The following is a 17,288-nucleotide window of genomic DNA, read 5'->3' as shown; positions in this document are numbered from 1 at the left end:
GCTGTCCATGCACTTTGCGGTTATTGCGCGCATTCTTGGTATCTTTCTCATGCTGTTCAGCATGACCATGCTGCCACCGATTCTGGTGTCGATGTGGTTTAACGATGGCGCCACCGAAGCCTTTGTTATTGCTCTGGTACTGACCTTTGGCCTGGGTTTTGTGTCCTGGTTACCGGTAAAAAATGCCCATAACGAGCTGCGTACCCGCGACGGCTTCCTGATTGCCGCACTGTTCTGGCTGACCCTCGGTCTCGCCGGCACACTGCCCTTTATGATTGCCGAGCATCCCGGCCTGAGTTTTGCCGATGCTTTCTTTGAATCGTTGTCCGGCTGGACCACCACCGGCGCGACGGTAATGACCGGCCTTGAGTACCTGCCGAAATCAATCCTCTGGTATCGCCAGCAGCTGCAATGGCTGGGCGGCATGGGGATTATCGTTCTGGCAGTCGCCATTCTGCCGATGCTGGGGATTGGTGGTATGCAGCTTTACCGCGCGGAAATGCCGGGCCCGCTGAAAGACTCCAAACTCACGCCACGCATCGCGGAAACCGCCAAAGCCCTGTGGTATGTGTACGCCTTCTTAACCATCAGCTGCGCCCTGGCTTACTGGTTTGCCGGCATGAGCGGCTTTGATGCGGTCACCCACAGCTTCGCGACCGTGGGTATTGGTGGTTTCTCAACTTATGATGCCTCCATCGGCCACTTTAACAGCGCTCTGATCGAAGGCATCTGCGTCTTTTTTATGCTGATTGCGGCGATGAATTATTCGCTGCATTTCTTCGCCTGGCGTAACCGTACACTGAGCCACTATCTGCAGGATTCAGAAATACGCTTCTTTCTGCTGGTCATGGCCGGCGGTATTCTGCTGACCATTTCCGCACTCTGGCTGACCGATACTTATCCTCTGCCGGAAGCCATCCGTTTCGGTGTCTTTGAACTGGTGTCCATCGCCACCACCGCAGGCTTCGGCACCGCCGACTTTGCCGGCTGGCCAGTCTTCCTGCCGGTGCTGCTGTTTATGATGGCCTTTATCGGTGGCTGTACCGGTTCGACCGGTGGTGGTATGAAGGTTATCCGTGTGTTGCTGATCTACAAACAGGGTGTGCGTGAGATCCGTCGCCTGATTCATCCCAATGCCGTCATGCCGGTTAAGCTCGGCCGCCGCGCCGTACCTGATCGCATTCTGGATGCCGTATGGGGATTTTTCGCCGTCTACATCGTTACCTTTATGGTGATGATGCTGGCGCTGATGGCCACCGGGCTGGATCAGGTTACGGCCTTTTCTGCTGTTGGTTCCTGCCTCAATAACCTCGGTCCGGGTCTGGGTGATGTTGCCGCCCATTACGGTAATATTTCCGACACCGCCAAATGGCTGCTGGCACTGACCATGCTGCTTGGCCGTCTGGAAATTTTCACTCTGCTGGTGCTGTTAAGCCCTAACTTCTGGCGCAGCTGAACATGAATGATTCCCGGCCTTTTGCTGATAACGGACAACTGAACGAACTGCGTCAGCAGATGCTCAGCTTCGCCCGGCTGCAACTCAGTGACGAACAACAAGCCGAAGATGTGGTGCAGGAAGCACTGGCCGGAGCACTGAAAAATGCCGCGGCCTTTAACCGCGCTGCCAGCCTTAAGACCTGGATGTTTGCCATTCTGAAGAACAAAATTGCAGACGCCCTGCGCGGCCGTTACCGCCAACCGCAGATGACAGATATCGATGACTGTAAGGATTGCAGTCTGGCCGACGACCAATTGTTTAATGAGCGTGGTCACTGGCACAAAGACGATCGCCCGCAACGCTGGGACGCCCCGGAGCAACTGGTACACGACGAACATTTCTGGCGCGTGTTTGACCGTTGCCTGGATGCCTTACCGGCAGAACAGGCACGGGTATTTATGATGCGGGAATTTATCGAACTGGACAGCCAGGAAATCTGTGCGGCTCTGGAACTGACAACCAGTAACCTGCATGTCCTGCTGTACCGCGCGCGGCTGCGGCTGCGCGAATGTCTGGAAGATCACTGGTTCGGGGCGGGAGAAGCCACATGATGAATTGCCAGCAGGCCACACGCCTGATGTCTGAAGCTCAGGAGCGCCCGCTCAGTCTTAAAGAGCAGGCCGAACTGAAAGTTCACACCCTTATCTGCTCTGGCTGCCGCCGTTTTGGTGAACAGATGCATCTGCTGCGACGATTCACCAAAGCATCCCGTCCACAGGATAAAGACGACAGCAATCAATAGCGCCTGTACGCTTCAGACCAGAGCCCGCCACATAATTCAGACACCTTATGGGATATTCGCAATCCGGTAGCGCGTCGGCCCGCCTTCAGGGAAGCGGTTAAAACGTTTATAGGTCCACTGGTACTGCGCCGGACAGTGCGAAACACACTCTTCAATGCTGCGGTTCATTGACGTAGCCGACACACGCACATCGTCAGCGTACAGATCGTCATCGGCACGGATGAAATAAATATCAAAACCTTCAGCATTGGGCAGGCGCTTGGCAAAACCGTAAATGGCTATGGCACCGGTTTTTTTCAGCATGTCATGCGGTAATTTCGGCGTCAGGGTTTCTATGCCCATAAAAGGCGCGAACACGCCGCTTTTCTTTTGCGGCTCCTGATCCGGCAGAAAGCCGATCATTCCACCGTCATTGAGCACATCAAATAACCCTTTTACACCGGCCCGGGTGGTCGGCACCAGCTTACAACCCACCGCTTCACGGCGGGCAACCATCCAGTTATTGAATACCGGTATTTTGGCCGGACGATACATGATGGTGATCGGGCATTTAGTGGAGATGTAGTTGTTGATGATTTCCCAGTTGCCCAGATGCGGCGCCAGCAGAATCAGGCCTCGGGGATCAGCGATCGCTTCATCAAGCACATCTTCGCCGATAACATTGCGGATCAGACCCGCCGCCCGCTCGGGAGCGTAGCCCCACATCGGCCCCATTTCAGCGAGAATCATGCCGTTTTCTGCCAGCGTTTCAGCCAGCAGATCTTCGCGCTCTGCTTCGCTCAGGTGTGGATAACAGAGGGACAGATTGAGACGGGCCACTTCACGGGCGCGGGTGCGGCGTTGCAATAACAGCCAGCCCAGACCACGACCAACTTTTTGTGCCAGAGAGAGAGAAGTAAGGGACAGCAGCTTAATCAGCCCTATCGCCAGATAACCAATGATCGATTTCACAATACGACTCCTGTGCGGGAGTCGCAGTGTACCGGTTACCACATATCATGCAACAGACCGGCACAGGATCAGAACTGTTCTTAAAGATTAATAATATGGCTTGCTGAGGCCCGGCCGCCACCGCGGAATCAGGGCACACCGGCTTTGGCGTAAGGGCTCAGCGCATGTTCGGGCCGATGTTTAAAGCGCTTGTATTCCCACTGATACTGCTCAGGGCACAGCGCAATACAGCGCTCAATTGCAAGGTTCATGGCCGCTGCCGAGACTTCGGGATCATCCGCGTAAATATCTGAAGGGGGCTCAGAAATATGGATATCAAAGCCTTGCGCATCGGGCAGACGGACGACGCATACCATCAGGGCAATCGCGCCGGTTTTTCTCAGTAGCTCCCCGGGTAATTTGGGCGTCAGTGCTGGCACTGACATAAAAGGCACAAACACGCCGCTGCGGCGTTTGGGTTCCTGATCGGGTAAAAAGCCCACGACCCCACCAGACTGCAATACCTCAAAAAGTCTTTTAACTCCGGCACCGGTAGTCGGAACCAGATTGCAGCCCAGCATCTCCCGCCGCTTCACCATCCAGTCATTAAATACCTGATTCTTCAGCGGCCGGTACATAAAGGTTACCGGGCTCTGGCCCGAGATGAAGTTGTTCGTCAGCTCCCAATTTCCCTGGTGCGGAATCAGCAGCAACACACCCCGTTCATCCGCAAGCGCCCTGTCCAGCAGCTCACCACCGTGAACCTTGTTCAGCAGTTTCAGGCCCTCCTGCTGACTGTAACCCCAGAAAGGCCCCATCTCTGCCGCTGTCATACCGCTGTGCAGCAAAGCGTCACGCAACAGCCGATCACACTGCTCAGGTGCCATATCCGGATAACAAAGTCCGAGGTTTACCCGCGCCACCTCTCTGGCACGACTGCGGAAAGACCAGAGAAGCCAGCCTATGCCCCGCCCCAGTTTTTGCGCCGTCTTTAACGGTGTCAGTCCTACTAACTTAATCAGTCCGATCAGTATGTAGCCTAAAAGAGATTTCAACATGCAACTCCTCTGCAGAGCCTGAAGTGTACCTGCAGCCTGTCTTATGCAACAGGCACAACTGAGACGACGCAGAGACAACAAACATAAGCCCGGCAACAGCATCCATCTGTTGCTCTGCTAGACTCAGAACACCACGTAGATGACCGCGAATATGATTAATCTTGAACTCGCCCTCAAAGAAAAACGCATCCTTGTCGTTGATGATCTGGTAGAAGCCCGCAGCGCACTGAAAAAGATGATCACCATCCTTGGTGCCACGCAGATAGATACGGCTACCGATGGCCGCGAAGCCATGGACTTTATCATGGAGCGTGAATACGACATCGTGCTGTCCGATTACAACCTCGGCAAAGGCAAAGACGGTCAGCAGATTCTGGAAGAGGCGCGTTACTGCAACCGCCTGCGCGCCACCGCCCTGTTTATTCTGGTTACCGGGGAGAACGCCGTCGAAATGGTGATGGGGGCACTCGAATACGAACCCGATAACTACATCACCAAGCCCTTTACCCTGAACATGCTGCGTGAACGCCTGACCCGCATCCTGACCACCAAACTGGAATTAGCGGAAGTTGATAGCGCCATTGATCAGGGCGATACCGACCGCGCTATAGAACTGGCGGCAGCCGTACTGGAAAACAATCCGAAACTGATGATTCCGGTGACCCGTATCCTCGGCAAACTTTATATCCGCCAGAAGCGTTACAACGACGCCATCAAAATTTATTCAGAACTGCTGAACAAGCGCTCGGTATCCTGGGCCCGTCTTGGTCAGGCTATCTGTATGCACTTTCTCGGCGACTCACGCAGTGCACTGGCCCTGCTCAAGCAGACATTAATTGTTCATCCGATGTATGTGCAGTGTTACGACTGGACTGCCACCATTCTGCGCAGTCTGGGCGATGCCAAAGGCGCGCAGAAGCAGCTGGAAAAAGCGGTGGAAATATCCCCCAAAGCCGTACTGCGGCAGATGGAGCTGGGACAACTGGCATACAATAATGGCGATTTCCCGGTCGCCGAAGCCGCCTTCGAACAGGCCATCAAACTTGGCCGCCATTCCTGCTACAAAAATTCCGGCAACTATCTGAAATTTGCCCGCACCGTGCACCACGAATTAAAAGCCGGCGAGCAGAGCCGCGAGCAACGCACCCGCGTCGAAAAAGCTTTTAAAGCCATTGATGAGCTGCGTCAGGACTACGCCGGTCAGGACAGCATAATGTTTGAAACCAGCATCGTTGAAGGCAGGACTCATACGTCCCTTAATGATGAAGATAAAGCCCGTGCATCGGCCCAGCGCGCTGAAGAAATTCTGCAGCGCATGAAAGACCCCAGCCACGAGCAGCAGCTGCAGATGACGGAAGCCTATATCGACACGGGACAACACGTAAAAGCCAAAAAATTAATGCGCACACTGGAAAAACAGGGACTGGCCGCCGCCGAACTGGCCCAGCTGCAATCGCTGGAAGAAAACCTGAATCAGATGGTCATCCGTGACCATACCGCCGCCCTGAATGCCCGTGGTGTGGGCCACTACGAAAAAGGTGAATTTGCCGACGCCATCACCGCCTTTGACGAGGCCGCCTCTTATGATGAGGCCGGTGTTAGCGTACTGCTGAATGCTATTCAGGCGAAAATCAGCCTGATCGAAAATACCCAGATCGACATCAGCCAGTTAAAAGATTGCTACCGCTACTTTCAACGTATTGGCAAAATTGGCAATAACGATGAACGTTATGAACGATACGAGCGTCTGAAGGGCACATTTATGCGCCTGAAGCGGGCTGCAGGTCTTTAGGACACGGGAAGTTTCCATGAAATTTGAACATCTGGTCGGCGCCGTAGTGCACGACCTGAAAAATCAGCTGCAGGCACTGCTCGACTACGAACAGGAAGCACTGGCACGCATTCCCAAACGTTATCACACACACCTTGAACCCATTTTGCAGCGCACCAACCGGCTGAAAAACGACACCATGCAAATGGTGACTCTGTTCCGTCTCGAACAGAAATCACACTTTCCGATGGACGATGCCTGGCCACGCGACACCGCCGCCGATGCGATTGAAGCCACCAGCCTGCAATATCCGGGTATCCGTTTCTCCAACGACATCAGTGAAGACTGCCAGGGCTTCTACAACGAAACCCTGATTCATCTGGCGCTTATCACCTTAATCACCAACAGCGCTCAGGCCGGTGCTACGCAAATCCGCCTGACCGCCGATGACAGTAATGGCCTCTCTGTCTGCGTTGAAGATAACGGCCACGGCTTCGACGAAGCCGTGCTCGCCGGTGAAAAAGACACCACCAAAAACGAAGGTTCTGGTCTGGGCCTGTTCTTTGTTGAGCTGATTGCCGGCCACCATAAACAGGGCGAAGAGCGCGGCAGTGTGCACATCGCCAACCGTAAGGAAGGCGGTGCATCAGTCAGCGTTCACTTACCCTGAGCGGCCTTCTGCCGGGGTACTGAGTTCATCGTAACCGGCGGTTTCCCAGGGCAGATGGCCAGGGGTGATGTGCAGGAAATTGAGATAATTCTCAAACTGATCAAGCAGATCACGGATAACCTCCTGCTGATCACAGCCATACAGGTCATAGCCCTGACTGCCGCGGCGCAGATACACCTCAGCACGGGCAAACTGCTCACCATCTGCCGGCGCTTTGTACGCCGGTAAAGGCTGTAATGTGCGGCGGATATCGTAAATAAAGTCCACTTCGTCACCACCCTGCACCTGCAACCAGGCTCTGGCCTGCGCGGCATCGTGCCCAACCTGCGCCTGCCAGCCGTGCTGTACCAGCTCTTTGCAAACCTGCTCCAGCGCAGGTACTGCGGTGGTGGCAATAAAACCATCAACGCGTGCGGCATCCGGAAAATCCACCAGCCCTGCCAGACGCCGGCGCCACTGTCCCTGCTGCTGATGCGGGCGGGTCGACGCGGCTGAGTTCAGACTCGAAGCCCGGTGCCCTTCAATCACCAGCGCCCGCCACAACCCGGCAACCGCCACCAACATGATGGCCGCAAACGGCAGAGCACTGGCGATGGTCATGGTTTGCAACGCACTCAGGCCACCGGCCAGCAACAGAACAGCCGCGATGGTGCCTTCCAGAAAAGCCCAGAAGATGCGCTGCCACAGAGGAGTTTCCAGCGCCCCGCCGGAGGCGAGAGAATCGACTACCAATGAGCCGGAATCCGATGAAGTAACAAAGAAGGTAATGATCAGACACACCGTAAGCAGCGATAAAAACGACGACCAGGGCAGCTGATCGTAGAGCTGAAACAGCGCCACGGCATGATCGGCCTGCACATCGGCAATCAGGGTATTGAGGCCTTCATTCATAATCAGATAGAGCGCGGTATCGCCGAACACCGAAAACCACAGGAAGGTAAACAGGGTAGGCACCGCCAGTACGCCAAAAACAAACTGACGGATGGTGCGGCCACGGCTGATTTTGGCAATAAACAAACCAACGAACGGCGCCCAGGCGATGGTCCAGCCGAAAATAAACAGCGTCCAGTTACCGATCCAGTCACTGCGCGAATAAGCCTGCAGATTAAAGGTACGCGCCACCAGACCGCTGAGATAATCGCCGGTGTTCTGCAGGAAGGTTTCCAGAATGTGGATACTCGGACCAATAAAAAACACTACCACCAGCAGGAAGATGGCCAGCGCCATATTCAGCATCGACAGGTTTTTAATGCCCTTATCCATCCCCGCCACCACCGAGGCCGTCGCCGCCAGCGTGATCGTGAAGATCGCAATCACCTGCACCGTGGTACTGACCGGTATCGCCGGCCAGAGGTAATGTATACCGGCATTAATCTGCGCCACCGACAAGCCAAGCGTGGTCGCCAGACCAAACAAAGTACCGAGAATGGCAAACACATCCACCGCATGCCCCAGCGGCCCGTAAATGCGCTCGCCAATTAACGGATACAGCGCCGAGCGGATCGACAACGGCAGCCCATGACGGTAAGCAAAATAGGCCAGCACCAGCCCGACCAGACCGTAGATCCCCCAGATATGAACGCCCCAGTGGAAATACGCAATCTGCATCGCCTGGCGCGCCGCCGGAATGGTTTCGGCTGCGCCCGCCGGCGGTTGTGAATAATGCAGCACAGGTTCAGCCACACCGAAAAACAACAGGGCAATGCCGTAGCCCGCCGAAAACAGCATCGCAAACCAGGCCGGAAAACTGTATTCGGGTTCGGCATGGTCAGGCCCGAGGCGGATATTGCCCCAGCCCGACATCGCCACCCCGACGATAAACAGCAGAAAAATGGCCACCGCCAGCATATAAAACCAGCCAAAGGTGCTGGTGATCCAGCTCAGTGCACTGCTGAATACCTCACCGGCAAGCGCCGGATTGGCGATAGTCCCAATGATCAGCAGCGCCGCGATAAGTACCGTAGGAATAAATACCGGCAGCAGCACGGTCGACTGAACGGCCTTATGTTCGGCCAGCGGGGATGTTGATTGCTTGCGGACAGAGTCCGTTGAAGTGGTCATAAAGCCTCCGTGTTATGCCAGAGCGCTCAGGCTCTTTGCCCGCCAGCGCACGTAATTCGCGCCGGGCAACTCCGGAAATCCACCCTGCCTGTGGCAGGACAATGCTTTTTAACCCTGACAAACCCCTCCGGCGATTACAACCCCTGCAGGATTCGGCCGGCACGCAGCCCCTGTTCTCAGGGCGCATCGCTGCTATAATCCGGCGTCTTTTTATTTTGCGAACAGCATTCAGGGCCTGATTCACTTAGTCTGAACAAGCTCTGGCCTTGCCAACACAGGAATTCCACCGTGAGTCAGAGTCGCCACAACGTCAAAACCTTCCAGGGCCTGATTGCCGCCCTGCAGGAATACTGGTCCGAACAGGGCTGTGTGATTAACCAACCTCTGGATATGGAAGTGGGCGCCGGTACCTTTCACACCGCGACCTTCCTGCGCGCCATCGGCCCGGAGAACTGGAGCTCTGCTTACGTGCAGCCAAGCCGCCGTCCGACCGACGGCCGTTACGGCGAAAACCCTAACCGCCTGCAGCACTACTACCAGTTTCAGGTAGTGATGAAGCCAAACCCGGTGGATATTCAGGAAAAATACCTCGAATCCCTGAAAGCCATGGGCATCGACACCCTGGTGCATGATATCCGCTTCGTCGAAGACAACTGGGAATCGCCAACCCTGGGCGCCTGGGGTCTGGGCTGGGAAGTGTGGCTGAACGGTATGGAAGTGACTCAGTTCACCTACTTCCAGCAGGTCGGCGGCCTTGAGTGTTTCCCGGTGACCGGTGAAATCACCTACGGTCTGGAGCGTATTGCCATGTACCTGCAGGAAGTAGACTCCGTTTACGACCTGGTGTGGACTTACGGCCCGGACGGCAAAGCCGTAACCTATGGCGACGTGTTCCACCAGAACGAAGTGGAACAGTCGGCCTATAACTTTGAACACGCCGATGTCGATTTCCTGTTCATCGCCTTTGACCAGTACGAAAAAACCTGTGCGCGCCTGATCGAAGCCGGTCTGCCACTGCCCGCCTACGAGCAGGTACTGAAAGCCTCCCACACCTTTAACCTGCTGGATGCCCGTGGCGCTATCTCGGTCACCGAGCGTCAGGGTTACATCCTGCGCGTACGTACCCTGGCCCGTTCCGTGGCTCAGGCGTACTTCAACAGCCGCGCCGAAAAAGGCTTCCCGCTGGCGGACGAAGCCAACCGCGCCGACGTGCTCGCACGCTATCTGGCCGATAAAGAAAAAGCCGCTGCCCAGGAGAACAAATAATGAGTGCACAAGATTTTCTGGTTGAACTGGGTACCGAAGAGCTGCCACCAAAGGCGCTGAAAAACCTGTCTGCCGCATTCACCTCCGGCATCGAACAAGGCCTGAAAGACGCCGGTCTGAATTTTGGTGCCGTTGTCTCTTTCGCCGCACCACGCCGTCTGGCGGTGCGCATCGAAGCACTCGAAGCCCAGCAGGCAGACCAGGAAGAAATCCTCTACGGCCCGCCAGCCAATATCGCCTTTGACGCCGATGGTAAGCCAACCAAAGCCGCCGAAGGCTTTGCTGCCCGTGCCGGTGCAACCGCAGCCGATCTGCAGACCGGTGAGAATGGCAAGCTGATGATTCAGCGCACGATAAAGGGCAAAAACACCGTTGAGCTGCTGCCGGCCATCGTGCAGAACAGCCTCGACAAGCTGCCGATTCCCAAGCGTATGCGCTGGGGCGCTTCGCGCGTTGAATTCGTACGTCCGGTGCAGTGGCTGGTGATGCTGTTTGGCTCTGAAGTAGTTAACGGCGAAGTGCTGGGTCTGAAGGCTGGCAACACTTCCCGTGGTCACCGCTTCCACGCGCCGGGTGAAATCACCATCGCTAATCCGGCGGAATATCAGGACAAACTGCGTGCCGCTTATGTGATGGCCGACTTTGCTGAGCGCGCGGCGCTGATCAACGAACAGGTTGCCGCCAAAGGCAAAGAGCTGGGTGGCGAAGCAGTTATCGACGCCGACCTGCTCGACGAAGTGACCGCGCTGAACGAATGGCCGGTGGCACTGGCCGGTTCGTTTGACGAAGACTTCCTGCGCGTACCGCCGGAAGCGCTGGTGTCCTCGATGAAAGAACACCAGAAATACTTCCACGTGATGAAAGACGGCAAGCTGATGCCCAACTTCATCACCATCGCCAACATCGAATCGAAAGATCCGGCGCAGGTCATTTCCGGTAACGAGAAAGTGATCCGTCCGCGTCTGTCGGATGCGGCCTTCTTCTGGGACACCGACCGTAAACAGAAACTGGAAAGCCGTTTCGCCAAACTGGAAAACGTGGTGTGGGTGAATGGCCTGGGTTCCATCGCCGATAAAGCCCGCCGTATCGGTAAACTGGCCAGCCGTATCGCCGCAGTAACCGGTGCCGACAGTGCTCTGGTGGAGCGTGCCGCGCAGCTGTGCAAAAACGATCTGGTTTCCAGCATGGTGTACGAATTCACCGACCTGCAGGGTCTGGCCGGTAAATACTACGCCGAGCACGATGGCGAACACGCCGATGTTGCCGCCGCCATGGTTGAGCAATATATGCCGGCCTTCGCCGGTGACGCGCTGCCGGCCAGCCAAACCGGTACGCTGATTGCGCTGGCTGATCGTCTCGACAGCCTGGTGGGTCTGTTTGGTATCGGCCAGATTCCGACCGGTTCCAAAGATCCGTTCGCCCTGCGTCGTGCCTCGCTGGGTGTGTTGCGTCTGCTGGTTGAAAAAGAAATCAATATCGATCTGAGCGACCTGATCGACTGGGCCATTGGCTCGGATTGGGCAACCGCACCTAAAGCCGAAACCAAAGCCACTCTGACCGAATACCTGCTTGATCGCTTCAGCGCCTGGTACGCCGACGAAGGCATTCCGGCCGGCGTATTCCAGTCAGTCCGTGCACTGGGTATCACCAACGCGCTGGATATTAACCGCCGCGTACAGGCCGTTCACGCGTTCAATAAACTGGACGCCGCCGAAGCACTGGCTGCTGCCAACAAGCGTGTGTCGAATATTCTGGCGAAAAACGGTGGCGACAAAGTCGAAGCCAAAGTGGATTCATCCCTGCTCGCTCAGGCCGAAGAAAAAACACTGGCCGAACAGGTTGCCGCCAAACAGCAGGCCGTTGAACCATTAATGGCACAGGGCGATTACAGCGCCGCACTGACCGAACTTGCCGGTCTGCGCGTAGCGGTTGATGCCTTCTTCGACAACGTGATGGTAATGGCCGACGACGAAGCTGTGAAAAACAACCGCCTCGCACTGCTCAAGCAACTGCAGGGATTGTTTATCGGTATCGCAGATATTTCATTGCTGCAGGGATAATTAATTATTAATTGACCTGCGTAAGCGTATAAAAAGGCAGCCTGAGTTAGGCTGCCTTTCCTTATTTACTACCCTTCTATTTCAAAGGATGAAATATGTTAAAACAAACCGCACTTTTTTCTGCAATTGCTCTGCTGGCTGCCTGTGGTGGCGGATCGAGTGGATCTGATAATAACAACTCAGATCCTGATAATAAGTCCGCCGCCGTACTTACATTCGATACCCGTTATCTGGACTATGCTGCCATTAAAATCGGAGATGGTGAGTGGCAAAATGTTTCCTCGCAAATCTACCGTTTCACCTCTACCAATCCAGATGGAAAAATGGAAGTCGCTGTACTGACAACTTGTGAAAGTACTGAAGACTCCTTAACGTCATACTCACCAAAAGTGAGAGTATTAAACTTGTCTCATAATATTGCCATCAATGGCTTTGAGGAATGCAACGCAACCGGAACAGCCCCTCATATCATTGTAAAATCCGTTGATGGCGGAGTCCCTGTCTATGATATGTCGATAACTAACACTACCGACACCTTCATAGACGAAAGTGACAACGATGCAGCATATCTATCTGGCGAATCGGTAACCAGCGATCTGATTATCCACGGTTATTCAGGCGGTACAGAGTATATCTACACCGCTCAGAATGTGAACTTAACGTCGGGGCAAACGCTGGAAGTAGACATCAAGACGCCACTGACCGATAGCGTGTCTCTTCCTGCAGGCGTTCGCGCTGATTACAGGCTTCCAGGTAGTGGTTCAGGGATAGATACGTCAGCTTGGTCCAATAATCTGACGTATAAAATTCCGGTTACTAACCGTATCGCTGGTGATTTTTACCGGATTGATAAAGAAACTGAGGGTATTGGTTACTATCAGGCCAATGTTGAAGATATCGACAACATTACCATTCCTGATTTCAGCGCCTATGCGGTATATTCAGACCAACTTACCATCAATGGAAATACACTGACCTGGCAAATCCCCCAGCTGGCCGATGCCATTCCGGAGGGATATTCAGATGCCTATTTAATAACGGCAGCTGGTACAGAAGAACAGTATATTGCCTATACCGTTGATGCATCATTGATGGTTAACAACACCTATTCACTAGAGCTGGTTGATTTTAACGCCTTGCCAGATTTTCCTTTCACTTTTGCGAATATACCAGCGGCAGAATTTGCAGATGGTTTTGATCTGGATGTGTCTAATGATAAAGCTTATAACCAACGTGGTTATCAATCCGTCATACTGTTTTCCCGTGAGCGTAACTGATAAAAAACACTTCAGATAAGGTCTGATAACGGGTTCGAGTGAAATCGCTTATATTTTTATGCTTAATTTCCTCATGCCATAAAAGAAGACTTAACGATAGATTTTTTATCAAAAAAAGCCCGGCTTACCAGCCGGGCTTTTTATTGTCATTCACTGAAATTAATTCAGCTTAATTTTCCTTCACCCCACGGCGCAGTTCTTTAAAGTTAATACGTTCCAGCGCCGGATCATCACTGTTTTCCTGCCACTGCATCCATTGGGTTAATGAAATAGACAACTGCAAAGAATAATCGAGAGAAATCCAGCTCTTACGGCCGCTGGCATAATCCGGTACACCATTGCCCATCACGTTAACTGGCCCGTTATCGGTTTCAACGGTCATATTAAAGGGTGCCGCGGCCGGGACATTGGCAAAATAAATACTGTCGATATTGGCAAAGCTGACACCATTATTCACCGTTGCTTTGCTGCCACTGCGATCGACACCGACTAACGGATTTTCAGGGTCAGGGGTTACGCATTCTTTGGTGATACCTGAAAACTGTGACAGCAGCGGCGGCGTATCAAAATTGCTGTCCGGTACCGAAGCCGTGCCATGGCAGGACATGCACGAGCTGTTGGCATTATCGGCCGGGCCGTTCAGGCGATAATTACAGCCTAAATGTCCCATATGCTGCATCGGGTTGGCGCCGCCGTATTTATTAAGTTCGTTCACGGTATCCCAGAAAATAACTTCTTCCATAAAACCGTTCTTTTTCACATCCAGCGGATAGTTGTGCGCAAGCTTGCCATCCGGTGGTGTGTCGTTGCCCCACATCACACCCAGCAGACTGATACGCAGCCACGGATCGGCTTCTTTAGCTTTGCGCTGACCATCGGCAACAAAGGTACCGAATACCCACTGCGTACCCGGCGCACGGCTGTCTTTTACCGCAAAATCAAACTGCAGCAGGCGCACGTCGTTCCACTCTGTCGTGCTGCGCGGACACTGCTGGCTTTCTTCAATCAGCGTGCACTCATTGCCCTTCGCAGGTGTGCATTTACAGAATGACGGATCGGAGATATTGGCATTCCAGGCGGGCTGATTCGCCAGCACCGGCAGCTGTTCCGGAGTGGAGGTATTAAACAGCGGCTTACCAACAACGGCGCCCTCATCAAAGCTCACATCTTTAGCCGGAATTTTCGCCGTGCCGTCTGCCTGCCAAACCGTTCCCAGAGTGTAAGCGGCCGTTGCATTAAAGAAGCCTACCGCCCACATAGTAGTGTTGATCGCACCCTGAGGTGTAGAGAATGTGACCGGTGCTTCGCGGGTCAGACCGTGGGTAAACTCACGCCCGCTCATGGCATCGTAAGTCTGGAAAGGAATGCTGTACCACGGACGCACGTTGTTGTTACACACATCCCAGTCTTCGACTCCGGGACGGTTAACGTTGCCGTCCTGAATGTACTTCATCACCAGCCAGCTGTAGTCATATGCCAGCTGTTTTTTCTGCGCTGCCGGAGTGTCTGTTCTGAACAGGGCATCAAAACGTGCATCGCGCCATGGCTGTGCCGCACGGTCATCCACCGGCTGACGCGGATACTTGTCGGATATGCGGAACACCGGGCTCTGCCAGTCAGCAGGCGGCACGTTGCTGATTTCCTGACCTTTCCACATATTGCTGAATTTAGCTGCCGGGTCCTGCCAGTAGCTGGGATAAGTGCCGCTGCAGGTGCCGCTGGTGACGCTGCTGGATGTGGTCTCAGGAGCTTGTGCCGCAACCATATCATTTTGTGCTTTTTCACCGCAGGCGCTGAGCAACAATCCGAAACTAAGCAGTGAGGTTCCGGCGATGCGCCGGCAAAGAGAACTTTCCATAGTGATATTCCTTTTGCTGAGAAGTCAGTTTTTGCTGAGGGATCAGGCCAACCGAGCGTATCATTTGCGATTAACGGCAGGCATCATTGCCCGCCAGACTCAGGCAGAGGTATCAGCCCAGATGCATGACTTGGCACTGACTGACATATTTTTTAATTCATCGCTGCACCTGGTTAAGCCCGTGGACGGTTATCCCGCCCACACCCCTCCGGCACAAACCGGCTTTACAGAAGAGACTGCCCAATGAAACTCATCATTCTTGATCGCGACGGCGTACTGAACGAAGACTCCGACGACTTTGTAAAGTCCGTCGACGAATGGCTACCAATTACTGGCAGTGCTGAAGCGGTTGGCCGTTTGTGCAACGCCGGTTACACCATCGCCGTTGCGACCAATCAAAGTGGCCTGGCACGGGGGCATTTCAGCCTTGCCGACCTGGAAGCGATGCACGCCAAAATGAACGCGCTGGCCGCAGAGCATAATGGTCGCTTTGCCCATATCGCCTTCTGTCCGCATGGTCCGGATGACCATTGTGACTGCCGCAAACCCTTGCCCGGCCTGATTCATCAGATTGAAAAAGCGTTAGGCACATCGGCCGAAGGTTGCTGGATGGTCGGCGATTCTGTCCGTGATTTAGAAGCCGGTGTTGCTGCCGGCTGCCGTCCGGCACTGGTGCGTACCGGTAAAGGTGAGAAAAGCATCGCCAAACTCGCCGACGCCGGGTTAAGCCAGGCGCAGGTGTTTGATAACCTCGCCGCTTTTGCCGATTTTGTATTGGCAAACCCGTAATAAAAAGCCGGCAAATGCCGGCTTTTTACTTACACCTGTCTCAACGTGCCAGCCAATAATTCGCCAGTACACTGTCCGGGTCGGAGAGCAGTAACTCAACAAGTCCTGTTACATTGGTGACCACGGGTACACCCAATATAAATGTCCTCTGCTCAAAATTACCGAAATTGATATCAGATAAAGACGTAGTGCCAACAGGGAATGCATCACCGTCACTATCCGAAAAGACCATAACCAGAGCTAAAGCCTGTGATTCAACAGTGCCCAGAGCCACAGCACCAGTGGCGATTTCATGAATTCCGCTATAGGCCTCTGCCATGCTGTACCAAAGAGCAAGCGTATTACCTGAACGATAAGCAGCAATTTGAGTATTACAGCCAGAAATATTCAGACGTTGCTGGCCATCAACATTGATTGTCAGAGAAGCGCCATGATCCGTTACAAATACCGGACTCAGACTGCCTTCCTCAGGAATAACCAGATTCGTATCCCCTACACGATACTCAAAACTGAAATCTGTAACCCCTGCCATCGCGGCCTGGTAGGCCAAATATGCAGGCTGTTCTGTATCATGCCGGTTTGCGCTGCTCAGCTCTGTTATCGCAGTATCACCGGCACCGGTAAAATACTGCGTGGCAATATCGGGCATGCAGATGGCAACATCCAGATTACCCGTTACCGGATTTACGAGCAGGTTAACGGCTGTGGTGTCATTGGCGTTCACCTGAGCTGAGCCTGTGCCAGTGGCTATCAGGGTCGTACCATCAAAAACCTTAACCTCAATGCTGTAGCTGCCCAATGGCAAAGCCGTAAAACTGATACTCGCTGCCTGATCTGCGATATCCGCCGATGATGAGCGCTCCAGTAAATCATTAAACACCCGCACCTCTGCACGGGTAGCACTGACCCCGGCATTCAGGGCTTTACTCACATCCAGACGGAAAGACACATCTTTCGTGGCCAGCTGCGGATTTTCCGGTGCGGGGTTGGTGGAGTCAGAGGTTTGCTGAGAAGTATTTTCTGCACCACCACAGGCGGTCAGAGTAGCAATGGCGCAGGCAAGCACCAGAGACTTAAACGGGGAAGAATGCATACGACGTCCTTTGTTGCCGTGTTTTTATTGTTATTACGAGCACTGTTAGTAAACAGGTTCCGGCAGGTTAACAATACAACACGGTCGTACCAAACAGTAATCTGACCCCGTTAATGAGAAAGTCTGAGTCCGCGCAACAGAGCTGAGCTAAATTACAGCCGGGAAAAAGTCCGAGGAATTCAGGTAACAAGAGAACTCCGGCTAAAGTGGTATAA

The 17,288-nt window shown here is 53.9% G+C and carries 14 protein-coding genes; 9 read left to right on the top strand and 5 right to left on the bottom strand.

The features are described from left to right. Positions 1–7: 7 nt before the first annotated feature. The 3 genes from MT343_RS00110 to MT343_RS00100 are packed head-to-tail and all read left to right on the top strand — an operon-like array spanning position 8 to position 2,240. Positions 8–1,456 carry a TrkH family potassium uptake protein gene (locus MT343_RS00110; protein ID WP_145467293.1) on the top strand — a complete coding sequence of 483 codons (1,449 nt, stop codon included), beginning with the start codon at positions 8–10 and terminating at the stop codon, positions 1,454–1,456. Positions 1,457–1,458: 2 nt separating this feature from the next. Continuing rightward, entirely contained in the window at positions 1,459–2,049 is a 591-nt protein-coding gene (locus tag MT343_RS00105) for a sigma-70 family RNA polymerase sigma factor (RefSeq protein WP_145467295.1), read from the top strand. Continuing rightward, positions 2,046–2,240 carry a zf-HC2 domain-containing protein gene (locus MT343_RS00100; RefSeq protein ID WP_186435814.1) on the top strand — a complete coding sequence of 65 codons (195 nt, stop codon included), beginning with the start codon at positions 2,046–2,048 and terminating at the stop codon, positions 2,238–2,240. The genes MT343_RS00105 and MT343_RS00100 overlap by 4 nt, the downstream gene beginning before the upstream one ends. Positions 2,241–2,285: 45 nt before the next feature. On the opposite strand, the gene MT343_RS00095 is transcribed toward MT343_RS00100, so the two are convergent. Both MT343_RS00095 and MT343_RS00090 read right to left on the bottom strand, forming a co-directional pair. After that, the gene (locus MT343_RS00095) at positions 2,286–3,191 is read right to left on the bottom strand and encodes a lysophospholipid acyltransferase family protein (RefSeq protein WP_186435815.1); all 906 of its coding nucleotides are present in this window, start codon (positions 3,189–3,191) and stop codon (positions 2,286–2,288) included. A gap of 128 nt (positions 3,192–3,319) precedes the next feature. Beyond that, entirely contained in the window at positions 3,320–4,228 is a 909-nt protein-coding gene (locus MT343_RS00090) for a lysophospholipid acyltransferase family protein (protein ID WP_186435816.1), read from the bottom strand. A 151-nt stretch (positions 4,229–4,379) separates the two neighbouring features. On the opposite strand from MT343_RS00090, the gene MT343_RS00085 reads away from it, so the two are divergent. Next, on the top strand, positions 4,380–6,020 hold the full coding sequence (locus tag MT343_RS00085; RefSeq protein ID WP_243989441.1) for a tetratricopeptide repeat-containing response regulator: 1,641 nt from the start codon (positions 4,380–4,382) through the stop codon (positions 6,018–6,020). A gap of 16 nt (positions 6,021–6,036) precedes the next feature. Continuing rightward, positions 6,037–6,669 carry a sensor histidine kinase gene (locus tag MT343_RS00080; protein WP_145467303.1) on the top strand — a complete coding sequence of 211 codons (633 nt, stop codon included), beginning with the start codon at positions 6,037–6,039 and terminating at the stop codon, positions 6,667–6,669. Here the strand turns inward: MT343_RS00080 and MT343_RS00075 are convergent. Then, positions 6,661–8,730 (bottom strand): BCCT family transporter, encoded by a 2,070-nt coding sequence (locus tag MT343_RS00075; RefSeq protein ID WP_145467305.1) that lies wholly within the window; start codon positions 8,728–8,730, stop codon positions 6,661–6,663. The two genes, MT343_RS00080 and MT343_RS00075, sit on opposite strands and share 9 nt — an antisense overlap. 288 nt (positions 8,731–9,018) lie before the next feature. Between MT343_RS00075 and glyQ the strand changes: the two genes are divergently transcribed. The 3 genes from glyQ to MT343_RS00060 all read left to right on the top strand — a co-directional run bounded on the left by glyQ (position 9,019) and on the right by MT343_RS00060 (position 13,333). Continuing rightward, positions 9,019–9,996: a glycine--tRNA ligase subunit alpha gene (gene glyQ / locus MT343_RS00070; RefSeq protein WP_145467307.1), complete on the top strand. Its 978-nt coding sequence runs from the start codon at positions 9,019–9,021 to the stop codon at positions 9,994–9,996. Beyond that, positions 9,996–12,056 (top strand): glycine--tRNA ligase subunit beta, encoded by a 2,061-nt coding sequence (glyS, locus tag MT343_RS00065; protein ID WP_145467309.1) that lies wholly within the window; start codon positions 9,996–9,998, stop codon positions 12,054–12,056. The genes glyQ and glyS overlap by 1 nt, the downstream gene beginning before the upstream one ends. A gap of 95 nt (positions 12,057–12,151) precedes the next feature. Beyond that, positions 12,152–13,333: a hypothetical protein gene (locus MT343_RS00060; protein ID WP_145467311.1), complete on the top strand. Its 1,182-nt coding sequence runs from the start codon at positions 12,152–12,154 to the stop codon at positions 13,331–13,333. Positions 13,334–13,502: 169 nt separating this feature from the next. Here MT343_RS00060 and MT343_RS00055 read toward each other — a convergent pair whose 3' ends face one another. Next, entirely contained in the window at positions 13,503–15,191 is a 1,689-nt protein-coding gene (locus MT343_RS00055; RefSeq protein ID WP_145467313.1) for a hypothetical protein, read from the bottom strand. 243 nt (positions 15,192–15,434) lie between these two features. Here MT343_RS00055 and gmhB point away from each other — a divergent pair, with 243 nt between their 5' ends. Continuing rightward, positions 15,435–15,980, top strand: a complete 546-nt coding sequence (gmhB, locus tag MT343_RS00050) for a D-glycero-beta-D-manno-heptose 1,7-bisphosphate 7-phosphatase (RefSeq protein ID WP_145467315.1) — start codon at positions 15,435–15,437, stop codon at positions 15,978–15,980. A gap of 40 nt (positions 15,981–16,020) precedes the next feature. Here the strand turns inward: gmhB and MT343_RS00045 are convergent, their stop codons facing one another. Beyond that, entirely contained in the window at positions 16,021–17,073 is a 1,053-nt protein-coding gene (locus MT343_RS00045) for a hypothetical protein (protein ID WP_145467317.1), read from the bottom strand. Between the last annotated feature and the right edge of the window lie 215 nt (positions 17,074–17,288).

Source organism: Venatorbacter sp. C2-1 (assembly GCF_022832715.1).
In the GTDB taxonomy this organism is placed as follows: domain Bacteria; phylum Pseudomonadota; class Gammaproteobacteria; order Pseudomonadales; family Oceanobacteraceae; genus Venatoribacter; species Venatoribacter alkanivorans.
The sequence above is the reverse complement of the archived record's forward strand: the minus strand, read 5'-3'. Positions and strand labels throughout refer to the sequence as shown.

Excerpts from the sequence above, each read along its gene's own strand:
- MT343_RS00060 (WP_145467311.1), top strand. The coding sequence starts at position 12,152 with ATGTTAAAACAAACCGCACTTTTTTCTGCAATTGCTCTGCTGGCTGCC.
- glyS (WP_145467309.1), top strand. The coding sequence starts at position 9,996 with ATGAGTGCACAAGATTTTCTGGTTGAACTGGGTACCGAAGAGCTGCCA.
- MT343_RS00080 (WP_145467303.1), top strand. The coding sequence starts at position 6,037 with ATGAAATTTGAACATCTGGTCGGCGCCGTAGTGCACGACCTGAAAAAT.
- MT343_RS00100 (WP_186435814.1), top strand. The coding sequence starts at position 2,046 with ATGATGAATTGCCAGCAGGCCACACGCCTGATGTCTGAAGCTCAGGAG.
- MT343_RS00075 (WP_145467305.1), bottom strand. The coding sequence starts at position 8,730 with ATGACCACTTCAACGGACTCTGTCCGCAAGCAATCAACATCCCCGCTG.
- MT343_RS00110 (WP_145467293.1), top strand. The coding sequence starts at position 8 with ATGCACTTTGCGGTTATTGCGCGCATTCTTGGTATCTTTCTCATGCTG.
- MT343_RS00105 (WP_145467295.1), top strand. The coding sequence starts at position 1,459 with ATGAATGATTCCCGGCCTTTTGCTGATAACGGACAACTGAACGAACTG.
- MT343_RS00045 (WP_145467317.1), bottom strand. The coding sequence starts at position 17,073 with ATGCATTCTTCCCCGTTTAAGTCTCTGGTGCTTGCCTGCGCCATTGCT.
- MT343_RS00090 (WP_186435816.1), bottom strand. The coding sequence starts at position 4,228 with ATGTTGAAATCTCTTTTAGGCTACATACTGATCGGACTGATTAAGTTA.
- gmhB (WP_145467315.1), top strand. The coding sequence starts at position 15,435 with ATGAAACTCATCATTCTTGATCGCGACGGCGTACTGAACGAAGACTCC.
- MT343_RS00085 (WP_243989441.1), top strand. The coding sequence starts at position 4,380 with ATGATTAATCTTGAACTCGCCCTCAAAGAAAAACGCATCCTTGTCGTT.
- MT343_RS00055 (WP_145467313.1), bottom strand. The coding sequence starts at position 15,191 with ATGGAAAGTTCTCTTTGCCGGCGCATCGCCGGAACCTCACTGCTTAGT.